The 19605-nt window shown below is 47.8% G+C and carries 16 protein-coding genes; 13 read left to right on the top strand and 3 right to left on the bottom strand.

All coding sequences use genetic code 11. From position 1 onward, the window contains the following. Nucleotides 1-113 precede the first annotated feature (113 nt). On the bottom strand, nt 114-590 hold the full coding sequence (locus ACR1R9_RS22255) for an RNA polymerase sigma factor (RefSeq protein WP_180287094.1): 477 nt from the start codon (nt 588-590) through the stop codon (nt 114-116). A 206-nt stretch (nt 591-796) separates the two neighbouring features. Between ACR1R9_RS22255 and ACR1R9_RS22250 the strand changes: the two genes are divergently transcribed. The 8 genes from ACR1R9_RS22250 to ACR1R9_RS22215 all read left to right on the top strand — a co-directional run bounded on the left by ACR1R9_RS22250 (nt 797) and on the right by ACR1R9_RS22215 (nt 13564). After that, on the top strand, nt 797-1510 hold the full coding sequence (locus tag ACR1R9_RS22250; protein WP_076290301.1) for a response regulator transcription factor: 714 nt from the start codon (nt 797-799) through the stop codon (nt 1508-1510). Then, a complete protein-coding gene (locus ACR1R9_RS22245; protein ID WP_433922680.1) occupies nt 1507-2970 on the top strand; it encodes an ATP-binding protein in 1464 nt (487 codons plus the stop codon). The genes ACR1R9_RS22250 and ACR1R9_RS22245 overlap by 4 nt, the downstream gene beginning before the upstream one ends. After that, entirely contained in the window at nt 2967-4124 is a 1158-nt protein-coding gene (locus ACR1R9_RS22240) for a hypothetical protein (protein WP_076290299.1), read from the top strand. The genes ACR1R9_RS22245 and ACR1R9_RS22240 overlap by 4 nt, the downstream gene beginning before the upstream one ends. Before the next feature lie 233 nt (nt 4125-4357). After that, nucleotides 4358-5062, top strand: coding sequence for an ABC transporter ATP-binding protein (locus ACR1R9_RS22235; RefSeq protein WP_175383545.1), 705 nt, complete (start codon nt 4358-4360; stop codon nt 5060-5062). Beyond that, nucleotides 5059-6423 carry an ABC transporter permease gene (locus tag ACR1R9_RS22230; protein WP_433922682.1) on the top strand — a complete coding sequence of 455 codons (1365 nt, stop codon included), beginning with the start codon at nt 5059-5061 and terminating at the stop codon, nt 6421-6423. The genes ACR1R9_RS22235 and ACR1R9_RS22230 overlap by 4 nt, the downstream gene beginning before the upstream one ends. Nucleotides 6424-6489: 66 nt before the next feature. Next, a complete protein-coding gene (locus ACR1R9_RS22225; protein WP_433948887.1) occupies nt 6490-7599 on the top strand; it encodes an efflux RND transporter periplasmic adaptor subunit in 1110 nt (369 codons plus the stop codon). A 555-nt stretch (nt 7600-8154) separates the two neighbouring features. Continuing rightward, nucleotides 8155-10587, top strand: a complete 2433-nt coding sequence (locus tag ACR1R9_RS22220) for a glycoside hydrolase family 6 protein (protein ID WP_433922684.1) — start codon at nt 8155-8157, stop codon at nt 10585-10587. Between the two features lie 634 nt (nt 10588-11221). Next, a complete protein-coding gene (locus ACR1R9_RS22215) occupies nt 11222-13564 on the top strand; it encodes a rhamnogalacturonan lyase (protein WP_433923665.1) in 2343 nt (780 codons plus the stop codon). A gap of 170 nt (nt 13565-13734) precedes the next feature. Here ACR1R9_RS22215 and ACR1R9_RS22210 read toward each other — a convergent pair whose 3' ends face one another. Then, the gene (locus ACR1R9_RS22210) at nt 13735-14340 is read right to left on the bottom strand and encodes a histidine phosphatase family protein (RefSeq protein WP_433922685.1); all 606 of its coding nucleotides are present in this window, start codon (nt 14338-14340) and stop codon (nt 13735-13737) included. A gap of 180 nt (nt 14341-14520) precedes the next feature. Between ACR1R9_RS22210 and ACR1R9_RS22205 the strand changes: the two genes are divergently transcribed. Both ACR1R9_RS22205 and ACR1R9_RS22200 read left to right on the top strand, forming a co-directional pair. Beyond that, nucleotides 14521-15531 carry an AraC family transcriptional regulator gene (locus tag ACR1R9_RS22205; RefSeq protein WP_076290457.1) on the top strand — a complete coding sequence of 337 codons (1011 nt, stop codon included), beginning with the start codon at nt 14521-14523 and terminating at the stop codon, nt 15529-15531. A gap of 178 nt (nt 15532-15709) precedes the next feature. Next, entirely contained in the window at nt 15710-17215 is a 1506-nt protein-coding gene (locus ACR1R9_RS22200; protein WP_076290293.1) for an alpha-glucosidase/alpha-galactosidase, read from the top strand. Nucleotides 17216-17263: 48 nt separating this feature from the next. Here the strand turns inward: ACR1R9_RS22200 and ACR1R9_RS22195 are convergent, their stop codons facing one another. Further along, nucleotides 17264-17824, bottom strand: a complete 561-nt coding sequence (locus tag ACR1R9_RS22195; protein ID WP_433922686.1) for a hypothetical protein — start codon at nt 17822-17824, stop codon at nt 17264-17266. Between the two features lie 173 nt (nt 17825-17997). Between ACR1R9_RS22195 and ACR1R9_RS22190 the strand changes: the two genes are divergently transcribed. The 3 genes from ACR1R9_RS22190 to ACR1R9_RS22180 are packed head-to-tail and all read left to right on the top strand — an operon-like array spanning nt 17998 to nt 19600. Then, complete coding sequence (locus ACR1R9_RS22190) at nt 17998-18357, top strand: PadR family transcriptional regulator (RefSeq protein WP_433922687.1); 360 nt, start codon at nt 17998-18000, stop codon at nt 18355-18357. Then, nucleotides 18354-19046, top strand: coding sequence for a permease prefix domain 1-containing protein (locus ACR1R9_RS22185; RefSeq protein WP_433922688.1), 693 nt, complete (start codon nt 18354-18356; stop codon nt 19044-19046). The genes ACR1R9_RS22190 and ACR1R9_RS22185 overlap by 4 nt, the downstream gene beginning before the upstream one ends. Continuing rightward, nucleotides 19043-19600, top strand: a complete 558-nt coding sequence (locus ACR1R9_RS22180) for a DUF4825 domain-containing protein (protein WP_433922689.1) — start codon at nt 19043-19045, stop codon at nt 19598-19600. Before ACR1R9_RS22185 ends, ACR1R9_RS22180 begins: the two co-directional genes overlap by 4 nt. Nucleotides 19601-19605 lie beyond the last annotated feature (5 nt).

The following is a 19605-nucleotide window of genomic DNA, read 5'->3' as shown; positions in this document are numbered from 1 at the left end:
ACTCGACTTTTGTAAAAATGAGTCCTTTGTCATGCTCCATAGAACAAATTTTGATACTTTCTAACATCAGATGTTGATTTCACGTCATTTCTACTCATGAAAAAAGCCATCTCTTATGAGATGACTTTGGCCCGAATCCGATTGACAGCATGGAATACCGAGGATTTGATCATGCCTTCACTGCGGTTGACGAGCTGGGCGGTTTCCTTGATGCTGTACCCGTGAATCACGCGTAATTCAAGAATTTTGCGATGCTCTGTATTATTAATGATCGACACAAGATCGTTAACACCTTCAGTGATCTCCAATTCGGATGTATCACAGTGATACGTCTGCATCTCCAACTTACTGTCCCGCTTCAGTGTACGGGTTCGCTTGCGGAATGTATCCATGGCGAGGTTGCGGGCAATTCTTTTGAGGTAGTAGAGAAGCCGCTCTTCCGGAATATCTGCCGATACATTCATCATTCGGATGAAGCACTCCTGCGTGAGATCCTCTGCATCCTGTTGATTTTTGACGATCTGAGATAGATACCGTGTCACTTCTGATTTATAGTTTACATAAGCATCATGAATGGTTGTTTTGTTCACGTGATGTTTTCCCCTTTGGATACCGATCTGACTTTGTCCGGTCTGGTTTGTTCTCTGTGTTCCAAGTATATCGGGATGATGTTTCCAAAGACGCCAGACTTGTATCCGAGTTGTAACATTTCCGGTGAACCTCTGTTCAATCCTGGAGCAGAGATACAAAATATAAGGCAGATGAAATTCATAGAGCAAGGAGATTAAGATTCATCATGAGACCGAAACAGATTTTGATTATTGAAGACGAAGAGTCCATTCGCGACATCCTGTCCTATTCTTTGCGCAAGGAAGGATTTGAGATGATTGAAGCAGCAACAGGCAGAGAGGGCTTGGATCTGCTCAGAGAGTCCAGACCAGACTTGATCCTGCTCGACCTGATGCTGCCTGATATGAGCGGGTTCGATGTATGCAGACAACTTTCCGTGAATTCGAAGATTCCCGTAATTATGATTACGGCGAAGTCCGATATGCTGGACAAGGTGCTCGGCATGGAGCTGGGGGCGGATGATTATATTACCAAGCCATTCGACATTCGTGAGGTAGTTGTGCGCATTCGGGCCATTTTCCGCCGGATTGATCTAATCAGCGAGACGCTGGAGAATCAGTCTTATGAAGTGGTACGGCTTGGTAGACATATTGAGATACGCAAGGATGAGCGTGAAGTCTGGAAAGATGGGGAACGCGCTGGACTGACCAATAAGGAGTATGATCTGCTCTTATATTTGGTCAACCATCACCGCAAAGTACATACAAGGTCCGAGTTACTGGATAAAGTGTGGGGATTTGATTTTCCCGGAGATACCCGGACGGTAGACATTCATATTCAGCGCATCCGCAAGAAGCTGGATAGTGGGGAGCAGGGGATTTCACTTATCGAGACGGTCTTCGGCGTAGGTTACAAACTGAATATTCAGGTGCATACATGAAGTGGACGATCCAGTTCAAAATGGTCGTTCTTTTCTCGGTCATCGTATTTATCGGTTTTTCAGCCTTGCTCATTATTTCGAATAAAGTGGGTGAGGAGAACATGTACAGGGAAGTGCAGGAGGACATGGTGCAATCCAAAAAAAACCTGGATATCGCGCTCAATCAATACTTCCTGATTCATAACAAACGGATTAGTGAGGACTCCCTGGGAACAGGGAATCGAGACCTCGCAGAACAGATCGGCTCCGCAGTAGGCGGCAAGGTCGTGGTCTATCGGTCTGATGGCACTCCCTTTAGCAGCACGGGTGCGAAGGCGAAGCTGGCTGCTGCTCAAACCTCTGATCTACAGGCTGCCATGAAATCAAAGATCGCCTATACAACCGTGGTGGACAAAGGCAGAGTAACAGGAAATCTGTCTTTCCCTGTGCTGTCGGAGGGGAGCATCCTTGGCATTATCCAGCTGGAAAGGGATTATACGGATCTGTTCAAACGGCATCTGCGATTTCAGAACACCATCAAGGGCTTTGCAGCCGTCATTTTTGTGTTTGTTTTCATTGGATCTGTCTTTATTTCACGCCAGATTACGAAGCCGATTCGTGTGTTGACAAAACGTTCAGCCGAAGTTGCTCAAGGCAGCCTGAATGCAGACATCCACATCTCCACGAAAGATGAGATTGGAGAGCTGGCTTCCAGCTTTACGGTCATGATTGCTCGGGTAAAGGAGCAGATTGACGTGATTGAGAGAGAACGGGATGAGGTCAAGCATTTACAGGCACGCAACAAGGTTTTTTTTGACAATGTGACGCATGAATTAAAGACACCGCTGACCACGATACTGGGGTATGCCCAGATTTTGCGGGATAATGGATTTACGGATCAAGCGTTCTTTGATAAAGGGTTGAAATATATTATCAACGAAAGCCAACGCCTCAACGTCATGGTTGCGGATATCCTGGAAGTGACCGTATCGTCCACACCGATTCAGACCTTTCATTTTGAGCGGGTGAATGTATCCAATATTATTCGGGAAGCCTGCGAAGACATGTCCATCAAGGCGGGCAAGTACAATATTGGCATTCGCTATGAGCTGGAAGAAATGCTGTATGTCCAGGGGGACTGGAATAAGCTCAAGGAAGTTTTTTTGAATGTGCTGGATAACTCGGTCAAATACGGGAATGTGAATTCCATCATTCAGGTCCAATCATTTCGGCTGGGGGAATCAGTAGCTATACTGATTCGTGATGAAGGAGAAGGCATTCCGGAGGAAGCGCTGAAGCATGTATTTGAACCCTTTTACCGGGATAACGGGATGAACAGGACAGAGAAGGGAAGCGCTGGGCTGGGCTTGTCAATTGTGAAAAACACGGTGGAGCAGCATGGGGGAACGGTGGAGATGAAGAGTATATTAAACAAGGGAACACAGGTGAATATCAGTCTGCCTGGAGAATCGGACGTATGAAGAAACGAGGATTTTGGAGCAGATATCGCGATATGCTTATGTTATCCGGTTTGCTGATTGTATTTGTCGGAGGTATCTTTGGCATTGGTAGCCTGTTCAGCATTGGACATGGGAAGCCCAGAACAGTCATTCTGCCGGATAAACAGTTCAACAGCCGCCTCACCCCACCGCCAAGCAGCACCATTCAGATTGAGTCGGCTACCAAGCTGCCCAATGACTTTGCCATTTATGATTTTGAGGTAGCAGATCCCAACACGGTCATATTGAATCGGCCGGATCGTTCCTATACCGGGATCAAGCTGTCGCAGCTGCATATGGATGATAACATCTTGAAGGACATCGCCACGAATACAGAGTATGGCATTACCTTGAGTCCGGATCAGAGCAAGCTGATTTACTCCCAATACCGATCGAGTCAGGCGCAGAAGACAACCTATGAATATGACTTGAAAACAGGAGAACATCATAAGCTGAAGAATGACAACTCCTATTCACGTGTCTTTGTAGGTAATGAATCCTACATCGGATATGATGACCTGGTGTTCAACATGGTGGATCTGGATACAGGAAAGAAACATGAATTGTACAGTTATGATGAGTTAGTTGCCAAGGTTGCGCAGGTGAGTAACATTTCAAGTCCGGATGATACCCTGATTATGCTGGATTCATATGAGATTAGCCGGGATCTATCACGGGTGTATGTGCTGGTCAAACTGAAAGAAAATTACGCCGTCTATAGCTTCTCTCTGAACGACAAAAATGATATCACCGCATACACCCCTGCCCAGGATATACAGCAGTTTAAGGTATTAAAGAATGGGGACATGCTGATTCAGGGCATGATCAACAACGAACAGGGATTGTATAGATATCGAGCGGATACCAAGAAGTTTGAGCTGCTGGTGAAAGGGCCCATCTGGAGCTTCGATCTGGATGAGGAGGAGTCCCGCATTGCCTATTTTTTGACACTCGAAGGACAGAAGAACGAGGTGCACATTGCCTATCTGAATGACCGCAAGCTGGGGTCCGATACGGTTATCTACAGGAATATCGATTACTTTATCAAGTTGAAATGGAATGACAGCAATCTCTTTGTTGTCGGGAGCTCCATGGAAAAAAGCGAGTTATACCGGTTTAGCTTCCGGGCTTGGTAAAGATGTGATTATGAAAGCTCAGAAATTAGGCCCTATGGAATCAAGTCGCTATGTTAAGGACTGAACCCATAGGGCCTTTTTGTGATTTGAACATTTTGCATAAATCCAAAGAAGGCCTTTCAATCCAATGCAGCTAAAGGCTGATTTTACAAATTGGATACAAGTCCAGATTGGACCGATACATCTGATGGCTATAATTACCTCTATTACATCGATGAGAGGAAGCCGGATTCATGCTGCGAGTAGAACAGGTGTCACACACATTCCGCAATACACAAGGGACTGTTCCCGTGTTGCAGGACATTAACATATCCGTGGGTAAGGGTGAGATGGTTGCACTGCTGGGAAGCTCCGGTTCAGGCAAATCGACGTTATTGCATCTGATGGCAGGTCTGATGAAGCCAGACACAGGCAAGATCCTTATAGCAGATCAGGATATTGTGCGTATGAGTGAGAACCGACTGGCGGAATTCCGCCGGACACATATTGGCTTTATTTTTCAGGCGTATGAGCTGCTGGCGAACCTGACAATTCGGGAAAATGTAGAGCTGCCGCTCGTGTTTCAGGGCATTCGCCCATCACGGCGTAAGCAAAAGGCGATGCACCTACTGGAACAGGTTGGCCTTGTCGGCAAGTCCGAATTATTCCCTTCCCAGCTATCGGGAGGGCAGCAGCAGCGCGTCAGCATTGCGCGTTCACTGATTACGGAGCCGTCCGTCATATTCGCGGACGAGCCTACCGGGAACCTCGATACCCGAACGGAGGAAGAGATCATTTCCATTTTACAACAGCTGAATCGGGAGATGCATACAACATTCGTTATTGTCACGCATGAGGCTGAAGTGGCGGAGCAGATGCAGGTTGTCATTACATTGCAGGACGGATGCTTGGTGGAGAGTAGCCAGTCCAAGGCAGTAGAGCAAGGAGAGCGGTTGTGAGAGTTCTGGATGTGTTGCGAATGTCATGGGGACAGATTGTGCGCAGGAAGGTGGTAACTCTACTGTGCATGATTGGCCTGTCCATCGGCTGTGCGGCCATGATTATTGCATTAAGCGTGGGGCAGTCGGTACAGGTCTATGGTGAGAAAACGTTAAATGAGAATTACAAAATGGATGAGATTACGGTATCACCCAATGAGGGAATCGGTTCGGGCGGAAGTAATGGGCAGACGTCCACCTTCGAACGAGGAGCGCTAACGGCTCGAAAAATCGATATTATTGCCAGCCTTCCGCATGTTGTCGCCGTTGCTCCGATGCTGAAGCTGGATATGCTGGAGATGGCTACATTGGATGGCAAAAGCTCCAATGTGGAAGTCATCGGTACAGAGCTTGGATCATTGAGCCGTTTCGGCTACCGTTTTGACAAAGGCGGGGCATCGGGGATTAGCGGAGCCGCTATTGTGAATTACGGTGCAACCTTCGGACTTGTGGACGCCGAGGTGATCCGCGAACTGAACAACAAGCTCATGGAGGATTCGTTTAATGACGAGTTTCTACAGCAGTACATGGCATTGATGTCTACCCAAGCCGAGCTGTTTCAGGCACAGTTTAACCTGAAATATCAGGACATGAATGATTCCGCCAAAGCCAAAACAAGCTCTCCTTTGCGAGTGACGGGGGTACTGAAGGTGCCTGGCGGCATGAGTGAGAACAATGCCATGTATGACAAAAAGGTCTACGTTTCCCTCGAAACCGCCCGGATGCTCGCGGAACAGTTCCAGAGCAGTCAGGCACAGGCCGCGGCAGCAGGACGGTTGAATTCGGCGCTCGTGAAGGTAGAGGACAAGAAGTATGTGGCACAAGTGCAGGAGCAGATTCAGAAGCTGACGCTAATGACAGACAGCAATCTGTATCAGGAGCAGGCGATGAAGGAACAGCTTGGCATGTACCAGAAGGCCGCTATGGGCATAGGGATATTCGTCATGCTGCTGGCTTCGCTGTCCATTATTGTTGCGATGATCATGTCCACGCATCAGCGCCGCAAACAGATTGGTGTCATGAAAGTGCTGGGAGCCAATCTGTGGCAGATCAGGCAGATGTTCATTACTGAAGCTGCTGTACTTGGAGTGTTGGGTGGCATTGTTGGCGTCTTCATCGCTTACGGAGCCATTCAGGGGGTAAATGGACTACTCCAAGGACAAATCTCGATGGAGGCAAGCACACCTCTCCAAGTGGTTATTGAGATGTCGACCCTACCTGCTGGTATAGCGTTTGCGGTGTTGACCGGAGTACTCTCGGGAATCTATCCGGCGATTAGCGCCTCGCGTACAAATGCGTTGCAGGTGATAAAATCGGCATAAATAAAGCAGAGATATAGGGGAAGCACAGTTTAGGGATTGAACAGACAGAATCAATAGACAGATTCAATGAAGGGACATACGGCAATGAAGAACTCGGCAATAAGCAAATGGATAAAGAGAATTATCATGATCGGACTGCTCGCAGGCGCTGGATACTTTCTGTACCAGCAATATAAACCGGTTCCCGAAGCGCCCATCGAGGCCCCGCAGCCCATTACATTTGAAGTCACACAGGAGACAATCACGCAGGAAATTCAGGTTAAAGGCAAGTCGGCTTATGCCAAACAGACGGATGTGTACGCTCCTTTTGCCTCGAAAATAAAGCAGTGGAATGTGGAGAATGGGGAGTCCATTCACAAGGGAGCCGTCATGTTCTCGCTTGATTCGATAGCATTGCAGACGGAAGTGCAGCAGTTAGAGACCGATATTGAGAAATCGAGGCTGGAAGCTCAATTGAATGAGATTGGTCTTACTCAGGGAGAGGGCCCCGAGCAATTAGGGGTTACTGAAGATGAACGGAAGAAAGCCTTCGCCGAGCGGGAAACAAAACGACTGACCAACGAAATGAACAAGGAATCCATCGCTGTAAAGGAGCAGGAGGTTCAGGCCAAGAAAGCAGTCATAGGTTTATCCACCGTGTACGCGCCGGTATCCGGTGTGTTTTTGATGAACGATACGGAGACCAAGACACGTATGGTGGGCGAAGGTCAGTATGTGGGTACCATTGTGGACACAGGCAAATTACAATTTGTGGCGACCATTAGCGAGCAGGAGTTATTCAAAATCCAAACAGGCATGCCTGTAAGTGTACATATGACGGGAAATAAGGAGGTTCCGTTAACCGGAAAGGTCAGCAAAATCTCCAAGTTTGCCAAAAAGGGAACAGAGACAGATCTGAAGCAGCCTTCCCAATTCGATATTGTCATTGATCTGAAGCCAAACGCCAAGCTGATCGGTGGATTAAGTCTGGAAGGCAAGATTGAAACGCTACGCAAGGAGAAAGCGACGGTCGTTCCCACGCTGGCGGTCATGCGAGATCAGGATACGGCATATGTGATGCTGGATCAGGGCAACGGGCAATATGCACAGCAGACGATTCAAACAGGCATCGAGACAGATGACAAGACTGAAGTATTGAACGGCTTGAAACCAGGAGATATTGTAGTGCTTCCGTAAAAAAAGGGTATGAGAATATGCTATGTCAATTAGCTCATTACGGGGAATAAGCCGTGATGGGCCTTTTTTATGGCTTGGGGAGGCACATCTCAGAATTCCTGCCTGATTTATGGAATTAAATATAATAATTTTTAATAAATTCAATTTACAGTAATATTTACATGAGTTATAATCGATTCATAAGGAGGTGGACACGCGATGTGAGGTTTGTATCGAGGGTAAGCCTTTTTTTAAAACCTCTAAAAGTAAGCGCTTACTTAACTTGAGTCTGAGCAATGCCTTGAAAGCCGTTCACCAAAGATCACCCGCACACACCTACAGATGTTATCCCCCTTGCTTTGTCCCTTAACCTCAGTGTAAGACACCATTTCTGTTTCTTGTTTCACACCTTATTTTTGTTGACCTAACTTGACCCAAATGAACTACATTCACATTCATGGAGGTGAAGTTCCTACAGCTCATCCATACGTTCTCTACCGTGCAAAGCATCTTGCCGACACAGAGGATCAGACATGAGTATATACCCAATCCAAGTACAGGAAAGGTGGAACCCTAATGACAAAATCGAAAACCTTATCGAAAGGCGGAAAGGTGCTTCGCAGAAGTGTAAAACAAATGCTGGCAGCAACGCTGCTCGCGGCGGGAATCTTCCCGGGCATGGCTCCAGGAGTGAGTCAGGCGGCTGAAGCGCATGTGGATAATCCATTTGTCGGAGCTACAGCGTATTTAAACCAGGATTATTCCGCTCTCGTGGATACGTCCATTGCTCTCACCAGTGATGCTTCATTAAAAGCCAAAATGGAAACGGTCAAATCCTATCCAACGGCAGTCTGGATCGACCGTATTGCCGCCATTAATGGTGGAACAGACAATGCCGGACGCAAAAGTGTGGAGCAGCATCTGGATGCCGCCTTGGCACAAAAGAAGGCAGGTACTCCGATTACCGCTTCTTTCGTTATCTACAACTTGCCTGGGCGGGATTGTCATGCGCTTGCATCCAATGGTGAACTTCCACTAACACAGGCGGCACTGCAGACGTATGAAAATGATTATATCAATGTAATCGCCGATATTTTTGCAAAGCCCAAGTATCAGGACATTCGTATCATCGCCATTATTGAGCCGGACAGTCTGCCCAATCTGGTAACTAATCTCAGTACACCAGCTTGTGCCCAGGCGAGTTCAACAGGCATCTATGAAGCTGGCGTGAAATACGCCTTGGAAAAGCTGCATGCCATTCCGAATGTGTACAACTACCTGGATATTGGTCACTCCGGCTGGCTTGGTTGGGATAACAACCGTACAGGCGCAATCTCGCTGTATACCAGCGTTGTCCAAGGAACAACAGCAGGTCTGAGCAGCGCCGATGGCTTCATTACGAACACGGCGAACAGCACACCGCTGAATGAACCGAATCTGCCTAATCCGGATCTGAACATCGGCGGACAACCGATCAAGTCTTCCAAGTTTTACGAGTGGAATCCTTACTTCGACGAAACCGATTTCACTGCGGCACTGTATAGCGGATTTGTACAAGCTGGCTGGCCAGCCAGCACAGGCTTCCTTATTGATACCAGCCGTAATGGATGGGGCGGGGTGAACCGTCCAACGTCTGCTACAGGCAGTGATATTAACACGTACGTGAATTCCGGGCGTGTGGATAAGCGTGATCACCGGGGGAACTGGTGTAATAACAGTGGAGCAGGTATAGGTGAAGCACCTAAAGCAGCACCAGGACCAGCCCATCTGGATGCCTATGTATGGGTCAAACCTCCAGGGGAGTCTGATGGCTCCAGCTCGGAAATTCCGAACAACGAAGGCAAAGGTTTCGACCGGATGTGTGATCCAACGTTTACAACTCGTGATGGTGTATTGACGGGTGCGCTACCTAATGCACCAGTGTCAGGTCACTGGTTCCATGACCAATTCGTCATGCTGGTGCAAAACTCATTCCCTGTTCTTCCTGCCAGCAATGGTGGAGGGGGTGGAACGACAGCTCCAGCAGCTCCGGCAACACTGTCTGCGACAGCAGGTAACGCACAGGTTTCCCTGAGCTGGACAGCCTCCACAGGTGCGACCAGTTATAACGTGAAGCGGGCGTTGAGTGCATCGGGTCCATTCACTACGGTTGCTGCGGGCGTGACCGGCACATCGTATGCCAACACAGGTCTGATCAATGGAACAACCTATTATTATGTAGTTAGTGCCGTGAACGCTGCGGGTGAGAGTGTGAATTCGGCAGTACAAAGTGCTGTGCCGGTTGCAGGCGTAACCGCTCCTGCCGCACCAACAGCATTGACAGCTACGGCAGGTAATGCTCAAATCAGTTTATCCTGGGCGGCTTCTGCAGGAGCTACCAGTTATAACGTGAAACGAGCGTTGAGTGCATCAGGTCCATTCACTACGGTTGCTACGGGCGTGAGCGGCACATCGTATGCCAACACAGGTCTGATCAATGGAACAACCTATCATTATGTGGTTAGTGCCGTGAACGCTGCTGGGGAAAGTGTCAATTCTGCCGCAGCTTCTGCAATACCACAAAGTGTAGTTGTTCCGACCAGTGATCTGGTTCTGCAATATCGTGCGGGAGATACGAACGCGGCAGATAACCAAATCAAACCGTATTTCAACATCAAAAACGTAGGTAACACGGCTGTAAATCTGAGTGATCTGAAAATCCGTTATTACTTCTCCAAAGAAGGTACCGCAGCGATGGACTCTGCAATTGACTGGGCTCAGGTCGGTGGTGATAACATCCAGCGCACGTTCACCGATTCCTATGTGGAGCTGAGCTTTACTTCTGGAGCAGGCGCGATCCAGGCAGGTGGACAGTCTGGGGACATCCAGCTCCGCATGTACAAAACGGACTGGAGCAACTTTGATGAAACCAATGATTATTCCTACGATCCAACCAAAACATCCTATCAGGACTGGAACAAGGTGACCCTCTACAAAGGCGGTACCCTGGTCTGGGGCATTGAGCCTTAAAAGGAGCGAATACGTAACAGGGACGTTCCCCAGTCATGAACATGACTGGGGAACGTCCCTTTTTTTAAATTTTAACGAATGTAGTGCGTCTTATTTTGTGTAATGGAGACGGTGCAGTGTTTTAACGAATCGTATACACATTATTACCAGGTTTTCGCCCTGTGGTCACGCTGTTTCGATGGTTTTTACCAGTTAACGATACTGGAGTTCGTTAGCTTTTCTATTGCCCGCTAATCTTCGGAATAAGGTGTGCTCGTTTCGATAGAGGCCTGAACAACACTGATTATTAATCGTTTTGGACGGATATTTGCCTATGTCACAGCAGGTGGGATGTCTATAATAATACCCGATGGGCAGGATGAAGCTGCTCTGATGGAGAGAGATTGGAAGGGGGACCGAGTCAAAGAAGTCTGTTCAGGAGAGTTATTCATTTATATTATTGTAAGCGCATTCAGTAAAGTTTGAAGGATATGAACGTCTGTATGGATTGACGGATGTCGCCACGATCCAAGCACAGCCATAAGCATCACCCATTCTGTCTCAAGGAGAGTGAAGGTCGATGAAATCCAAAATAACAGCGCCGATACATAAGGGATCGGTTTCAGGTATGCACTCCAATCGCAGAAAGGTGCGTATGCCACTTGCAGCCAAAATGCTGTCTTCGGCACTAAGCGTTGCTTTGCTCGTTGCGGGAACAGCGGGTGCGAGCGGAGCAGCAGCTTCCAATGAGAACAGCGCCGCTGAGGCCAGCGTGCAGTCACATAAGGGAGGTAGTTCTTTGAAAGACATTCAGCTTGAGTATCTTGATCGCGGTCTGGTTGCGGCGTCTACTTCCGAGGGTATTTTTCTCAGTTGGAGATTGCTTGGTGACGAGGCTACAGGGTATAGCGATAAAGGTCTGACAGGCACGGATTTCAACGTATATCGTGATGGCAAGAAGATTGCTACGGTCACCGACAGCACCAACTATGTTGATGCCTCAGGCAAATCGTCGTCCCGTTATGAAGTGGCAGCGATAAGCAAGAAGGGCAAGGAGAGTAAACGCAGTGCATCCGTCAAACCTTGGGCGAACGGCTACGTCGATATTCCTTTGCAAAAACCGGCCGATGGTGTGACGCCAGTGGGAGAAGCCTACTCGTATTCTGCAAATGACATGAGTGTGGGCGATGTGGACGGGGACGGTCAGTATGAGTTTTTTGTAAAATGGGACCCTTCTAACTCCAAGGATGTTTCGCAAAAAGGCTACACCGGTAAAACTTACGTGGATTGTTACACGCTGGACGGACAATTGTTGTACCGGATTGATCTCGGGGTTAACATCCGTTCGGGTGCTCATTATACACAGATGCTCGTTTATGATTTTGACGGGGATGGCAAGGCTGAGATGATGTTCAAGACCGCACCGGGAACCAAGATTATCAAATATAACAAAAAAGGAAAGGTCACTTCCGAGAAATACATCACCCTTCCGAAGCAGGATCGCAAGGCAGGATACTCCAACGAAGATGATTACCGTTTAAGTGCAGATGGTTACTACGATCATGTCGTGGATATGTTCAAAAACTGGCATAAACATGAAGAGGTCGTGAAGGGCAACTGGCCTGCTACATTGGAGGAAGCTTTTGGGATTGAGAAAAAGTATAGTTATCCATTGTCTCAGAAGGATGCTGAGAGCTTGGCCGATTACTTCATCGATGTGTATGCACCAAGCCGCAGTGACAAGAATGAGCTGCGCAAGTTCGAAGGTTTTATCGTCGATGGACCTGAGTATGTAACGGTGTTCGAAGGAGAGTCAGGCAAAGAGCTGGAGACCATTCCTTATGAACCGGGACGGCAGGATGATGGGTTGATGTGGGGCGATTACGCAATGGCGCGTATTGAACCAGCGAACCGGGTAGATCGTTTCCTGGCAGGCGTGGCATATCTGGATGGAAAGAAACCGTCTGCGATCTTTGCACGCGGATACTACACACGTTCGACCATGGTGGCCTACAACTGGGATGGCAAAAAGCTCAAACGTGAATGGAAAGTCGACAGTGGCTGGACACCGATGAAGAACCCGTTCAATGACGGTCCGCATGGGGTGGACGGTACTGATCCAGAGTATGGCTCCATTACAACGCAAGGTGCGCACTATTTCAGTGTTGCTGATGTGGATGGAGACGGTAAACAGGAGATTGTGTACGGCTCGGCCACGATTGATCATGATGGCAGTGTGCTGTACAGCTCCAAGGACCTGATGCCTGCGGAGAGTGCTGCTCCGGGAACGATTGCACGTCTTGGCCATGGGGATGCGCTTCATGTAGCGGATATCGATCCGGATCGTCCGGGACTGGAAATCTTCATGGTGCATGAGGGCGGTCCTTGGGCGCCATACGGATATTCCCTGCGGGATGCGAAGACTGGGGAAGTGATCTATGGCGGATACACGGGCAAAGATACCGGACGTGGCATGATCGGTGATGTGGACCCGACTCGTCGCGGGTTGGAGACATGGGCTGTAGGATTGTGGACAGCCAGCGGAGAGAAAATAAGCGATAAAGCCCCGGGCACGAATATGAATATACGATGGGCCGCCGATATGACAACTCAGATCGTGGACGGTGCCATCGATGTTACACCTACGATTAAAGATTGGAATCGAGGCACGCTGCTGACCGCAACCGGAACGTTGACTAACAATTATACCAAGGGTACGCCATCTCTCGTTGCGGATATCTTCGGGGATTGGCGGGAAGAGATGCTGGTGAGAACTGAGGACAGCTCGGCGATCCGCATCTACCTGAGCACCGAGAAGACTGACCGAAAACTGTACACGCTGATGCACGATGCGATGTATCGTGTCGGCATTGCTGGACAGAACAGTGGATACAATCAGCCGTCCTACCCATCCTTCTACATGGCATCGGATATCGATTGGTCGAAAGTTACGCTGCCCAAGTTCCACACGCCCAGTTCGGGTATGGGTGAAAAGTGAGAAGTGAGAAGTGAGAAGTAATAGGCGATAGGTTTTCAAAAGTATTATTTCTTTATAGGAAGTGTTTACTATTGTATTAAAGTGAAGCTCTGGAGTAACCTCAGTGCGTTTAGGCGTACGGGAGGTTACCCGGAGTTTTTTGATATGGCTAAACGAAGCAACATACGGCTTCATCCTTCCAAATGTGATATGGATGCAAAATCTTGAATGGTGTACTTCCCGTTTCCATAAATCAATGTGGTGATGGAGCATTCGGGAATCAACTGACTTTGCATCGCGATAAAATCAGGATGCCAGACGTTAAGTTCATGCTCTGGGAATGTGTTTACGAGAAAATCTGTAATTAACCCTCCATGAGTAACGAGAACGATATAGCTGTCTGGTGGCTCTACACTCGTCAATTCCGTTATTAAAAAGGCCAAACGTTCGCCTGCTTGCTTAGAGGAATCACCTACGGATGGGAGATAGTCTGGATCACTTGTGCATCGGTCCCACATCGCGATGAATTCTTCAAAGGTTTGTTCAGGCAGGTCACCCCAGTTGGCGCGTTCCCGCAGACGCGAGTTTTCAGTCACTGTAATGTTTGTTAGGAGAGCAATATGCGCCGCAGTGTCGATCGCTCTTTGAAGTGGGCTTGTAATGATTTTGGTGACAGGTACGTTAGCTAAATGAAGTGCTGTTGATTTAGCTTGTACTACTCCCTCGGATGTGATGGGAACATCACCGATGCACTTTTCTTTTAATGCATGCCTCACCAAAAAAAATGTAGTTTTCATAGTCTCAAGACCTCCTGGCTATAGATTGGATGAAAATAAAATAAATTAGAATAATATCTAATTATATTATTATCTAATTTAAAATCGCAATGTTTTTTCTTTTGCACGGGTGAAATACATCACCCAGACTTGCTACAATGGAGAAAAGTGAGGATCGTTGCAGCAACGGAGGTGCAGGCATTGGAAGCAAAACATTGGACAGGCAGTCTGTTTCAGGAGAAACTGCGTACTGAGGACTATGGACCGCGTTTCTACGCGTATTATTACAAGCAATGGGACAACTACCAGATGTCCTATCATGATCATGATTCCACGGAGATCATGTACATTATTTCGGGAATGTGCCGGGTCGATGTGCAGATGCCGGATGGCAGTTCGGAACAGGCAGTATTGAAAAAAGGGCAGTTCATTCTGCTGGACGCGGGGGTTCCACACCGTCTGTTGGTGAAGGATGGCGTACCGTGCCGCATGCTCAATGTGGAATTTGGAGTTGCCCGTTCGGATCCAGGGCATCCATCCATTCGCCAGCTTGCGCTGGAAGAGGAAGAAGTCCATGCTTTTCTATCCCATGCCTCGCCTTATCTGGTTTTGCCTGACCCGGAAGAGGTGTACCACATTATGAAAAGCCTGGTGCTGGAACTGGATCAGCGTGGACTGATGGAGCAGGGACGATCTTCTGCACCCATGCGGATCATTCCGCCGGAGGAACGCTCGCATCATCGTGAAGCCCGTGATCTGAAGTCGCCTGAGCAAGGTACGCTGGTACGCACGTTGTTTATCCAACTGCTGGTTCGGGTCGCAAGACTACGCGGCGAATTCAACCGAAGTGCGCTGGATCAGACGGAGCTTTACGTGAAACGTACGATTGAATTCATGCATCACAATATGGATCGCAATATTCAAATGAAGGATATCGCAGCAGCGGTGAATCTGCATCCAGGCTATTTGCACCGTATTTTTCGCCAGCAGACGAAGCGCACGCCTACCGATTATCTCACGATGCTCCGAATGGAAAGAGCGAAGATGCTGCTACAACAGACCAATATTCCAATCTCTGAAATTTCCGATTACGTGGGCGTGGGGAGCAGACAATATTTTCATATGTTATTCAAGAAATATACAGGCCGAACTCCGGTTGAATGTCGTTCTTCAATGGAACGACATGTCAGTCATTATCCCGCTGAAGAATAAATCGTGCAGTTTATCTGGAAAGTACGGCGGTTGAAGCAAAAGTGAGGATTTTTGACAACCTCGCTGCGAAGAGGTCATGATTTTGATAACGCTTCCTTACAACCCGTTGCTACAATGATTTCATGAAGTGAGATCATTAACCGGGGCGAATATACTCGGATTACGGGAGGAACTGTGCATGTCGTTTAAAGTGGCATTTATCGGGGCGGGCAGTATCGGATTTACACGGGGGTTGCTGCGGGATTTGCTCGCGGTACCGGAATTCAACAATATTGAGATAGCGTTCTGTGATATCAATCAGCACAATCTGGACATGGTTACCGAGCTGTGTCAGCGCGATATTCGCGAGAATGGACTGAATATTCAGATTCAGCCGACAACAGACCGGAGAGAAGCGCTCAAGGATGCGAAGTATGTGCTGTGTACAATCCGTGTGGGAGGGTTGGAAGCTTTTGCAACCGATGTAGATATTCCGCTCAAATATGGGGTAGATCAATGTGTCGGCGATACATTGTGTGCAGGTGGGATTATGTACGGACAGCGTGGAATTGCCGAAATGCTCGACATCTGTAAAGATATTCGTGAACAAAGCACACCGGATGTGCTGCTCCTCAATTATTCCAACCCGATGGCTATGCTGACATGGGCCTGCAACAAGTATGGCGGTGTTCGCACGATTGGATTATGTCACGGGGTACAGCATGGGCATCACCAGATTGCGGAAGCGTTTGGACTGAAAATGAATGAAGTGGATATCGTATGTGCCGGAATTAATCATCAGACCTGGTACATCAAGGCATCCCATGAAGGTAAAGACCTTACGGGTGATTTGCTCGAAGCCTTCGAGAAACATCCAGAGTATAGCCGTACCGAGAAAGTGCGGATTGATATGCTGCGCCGATTTGGTTATTACAGTACGGAATCGAATGGTCACCTTAGCGAATATGTGCCTTGGTATCGCAAACGTCCGGAAGAGATCAAGGACTGGATTGATCTGGACAGCTGGATTAATGGCGAGACAGGTGGATATTTGCGTGTGTGTACTGAGGGCAGAAATTGGTTTGAGACAGATTTCCCGAACTGGATGAAGGATGAACCGATGCAATTTGTCCCGGAAAAACGAGGCGGAGAACATGGTTCCTACATTATAGAAGGGCTGGAAACGGGACGCGTATACCGCGGACACTTCAATACCGTCAATAACGGTGTGATCTCCAACCTGCCTGATGATGCGATCATTGAAGCACCGGGATATGTGGACCGTAATGGTATTTCGATGCCACATGTAGGCGACCTGCCACTCGGCCCGGCTGCCGTGTGTAATGTGAGCATTTCCGTACAACGACTTGCGGTAGAAGCTGCGGTACATGGTGACGACAAACTATTGCGTCAGGCGTTCATGATGGACCCACTCGTGGGTGCAGTATGTAATCCAAAAGAAATCTGGCAAATGGTCGACGAGATGCTGGTCGCCCAAGCCGAATGGTTGCCACAATATGGTGATGCGATTGCCGCGGCAGAAGCAAGACTTGCTGCGGGCAACCTGATTCCAACGAAGGAATATGAAGGTGCTGCACGTCTCAAAGTGAAAACCGTTGAGGAGATGCAGCAGGATCGCGATGCCGCCAACAAAAATGCGGGCGAATCGGATAAAGGGAAAGATCGCGAGAAAGTGCAGCAATAGAACAAAATGAGTAGGGCTTCTCCAAAATTGGAGGGGCCTTGTTTGGTTCTATTTTTTTTCGACACCACGGATTACGAAGGCAAAAGAGGTATCACCCAAGGAAACCTGCGAATTTTTTGGGGAAGACCAGCCGACAAAGGCTCCATAATAATGAGTACCTTTTTCCTGTGCAAACTGGAATGATCCTTCTCGCAAAGAGATGGGACGTGCCTCCCCGTTCACATATTCAACCAGAGTGAACTCGTTAGGTGGTACATCCGTACTCAAGTGAATAGATATGTTCTCGCCCACCAAAACCGAGACAGGTACTTTACCTTCAAGCAATTCCACATCACCTGCATAGTCAGCACACATACCTCCCCAGCAATAACTGCCCTGTATAGCCGGAATAGAGATGCCGCTTTCGCTCTGGATAGTTGGCGTAGGCAGTTCCTGAGGTAAGTTGGACTCCGGTTCCTGAGTGTTCTCCTCTAGTGAACCCACTTCGGTTTCCTTTGTATTTGGCGATGGGAGAGAGGGAGGTTCGTTTGTTCCGTTACTTGGAGTAGGATTACAGCCGGATAATATCAGCAAAGTTGTAAGGAACACGAGTGAAGCCAACGTTCTCACAGTAATGAAGATTTTTATTTTATCCACCTCCCTAATATCTTCCAGACGAAGAACAAGATAAGAATGTTGCTCATTGCGACGCATATGTACCATGCGATACATATTACCTTTACAGACATAGTAATATGTCTTATAGTATACCCAGGATTGAAGAAAGTCGGTGAATCTGGCAGATGGATGAACAAGCGATTAACAGTGACCTCATTCGAGGCAACATTGACCCCATTATTCTGAGTGTACTTATACCGAAGGATAACTACGGCTATAGCATTATTAAGGAAATTTATCGCAAGAGTGGAGAACGGTTTGAATTAAAGGAACCGACACTCTATTCCAGTCTGAAAAGGCTGGAGAAGAGTGGATATGTGGAATCCTACTGGGGGGAAGAGACCCAGGGAGGACGACGCAAATATTACCGAATTACAACCCAGGGGCAGGAAGCTTATACACAGCAAGTTCAAGCTTGGCATGCAGCCAAAACATTAATTGACTGTATGATTATTTCCGGGGAAAAGGGAGTTGAAGGGATATGACATTGGAAGCTCGTATTACCCGCCATGTGGATCATCTATTCATTCATGCACAGGATACATTGGCCAATCAGGAGTTAAAAGAAGAGATTCACAGTAATCTCGCTGCACGAATTGAAGATTATATGGAGCAGGGTATGGACGAGGAGCAGGCTTTTCAGACAGCCATTCAACATGTGGCTGGCATGGAGCAGATCATGAGTGATCATCGCAGGGTGCATCGCGTTCCTTATTGGACTGCAGTGTTGCAGTCTGCCTTGATCTATAGTCTTATGGCCTGGATCATTACCATTCCAATGAGAGTCATGGTTCAGGGCGCAACCATTAACAATTTGCTTATGATCATGAGTGTGATTGTTGGTGGAGCGTATGTATTTTACATGATGAAAAATAAAAATACTTCGACTGATCCAGAGGACACTGCAGTTATTCGTACACCTGTGTTCTTACAATGGACGCGCAGAGTGTGGTGGTTATGGGCAGGGCTCATCGTTGTGTTATGGGGTACACAAGCGGCGCTGCGATTTGGAAGCAACATCTGGTATAGCCGACCGATTCAGGTAGAGGGGCCCTATCAATTTACAGTAATTGTGATTGCCTTTGCCATACCTTTATTAAGTATTATTATTCCTTTGATTGTGCAAAGGGCGTATCGGATCGTGGGCAAGTATGAGGTAGGTGATGTCATATGACGGGAAAGAATAAATGGATTATTGCATTGGTCATGCTCGGTATCTTTGGTGTTATTGTGGTTGAGGGCGTCGTTAATCCGAGAATAGAGGCGAAGCAGTCGCAGTATGAAGCAGAGCAGCAAGACCCGTTGGTCCATGATTTTGCGGCATTAGCGAAATATCGCAGTGCTTATATGGGAGACTTCTCTAATCTCAGCCATTTGAATCAAGCCTTGCCTCTAAACGGCGAATTGAATGGGTATCAGTTGTATCCAGAGACATTTACGGCTCAGATCAATTACAGGATGAATACCAGCGAGATGAAGCCTGAAGAGTTGGAACGAATTCTTGTATATAATGCTGCTGCCAATTTTGTATGGATTGATAATTTGGAGCATGTGCTTTATTCATTTGAGGATGTTCAATATACTTTGAGCCGTGAGGCTGCTCAGCAATGGGCCGGTACAGAACTGAAGACGCTTCAGGAACTGGAGGAGTGGGATATATCGGTGCGTAAGAAGCTGGTAGGGCCTATGAAAGTGAAAGCAGCTTTTTCACAAATTGTTGACAATTAAGCTGG

This window comes from Paenibacillus taichungensis (genome assembly GCF_050994985.1).
Lineage (GTDB): Bacteria > Bacillota > Bacilli > Paenibacillales > Paenibacillaceae > Paenibacillus > Paenibacillus taichungensis.
This window is presented reverse-complemented; position numbering and strand designations above follow the sequence as displayed.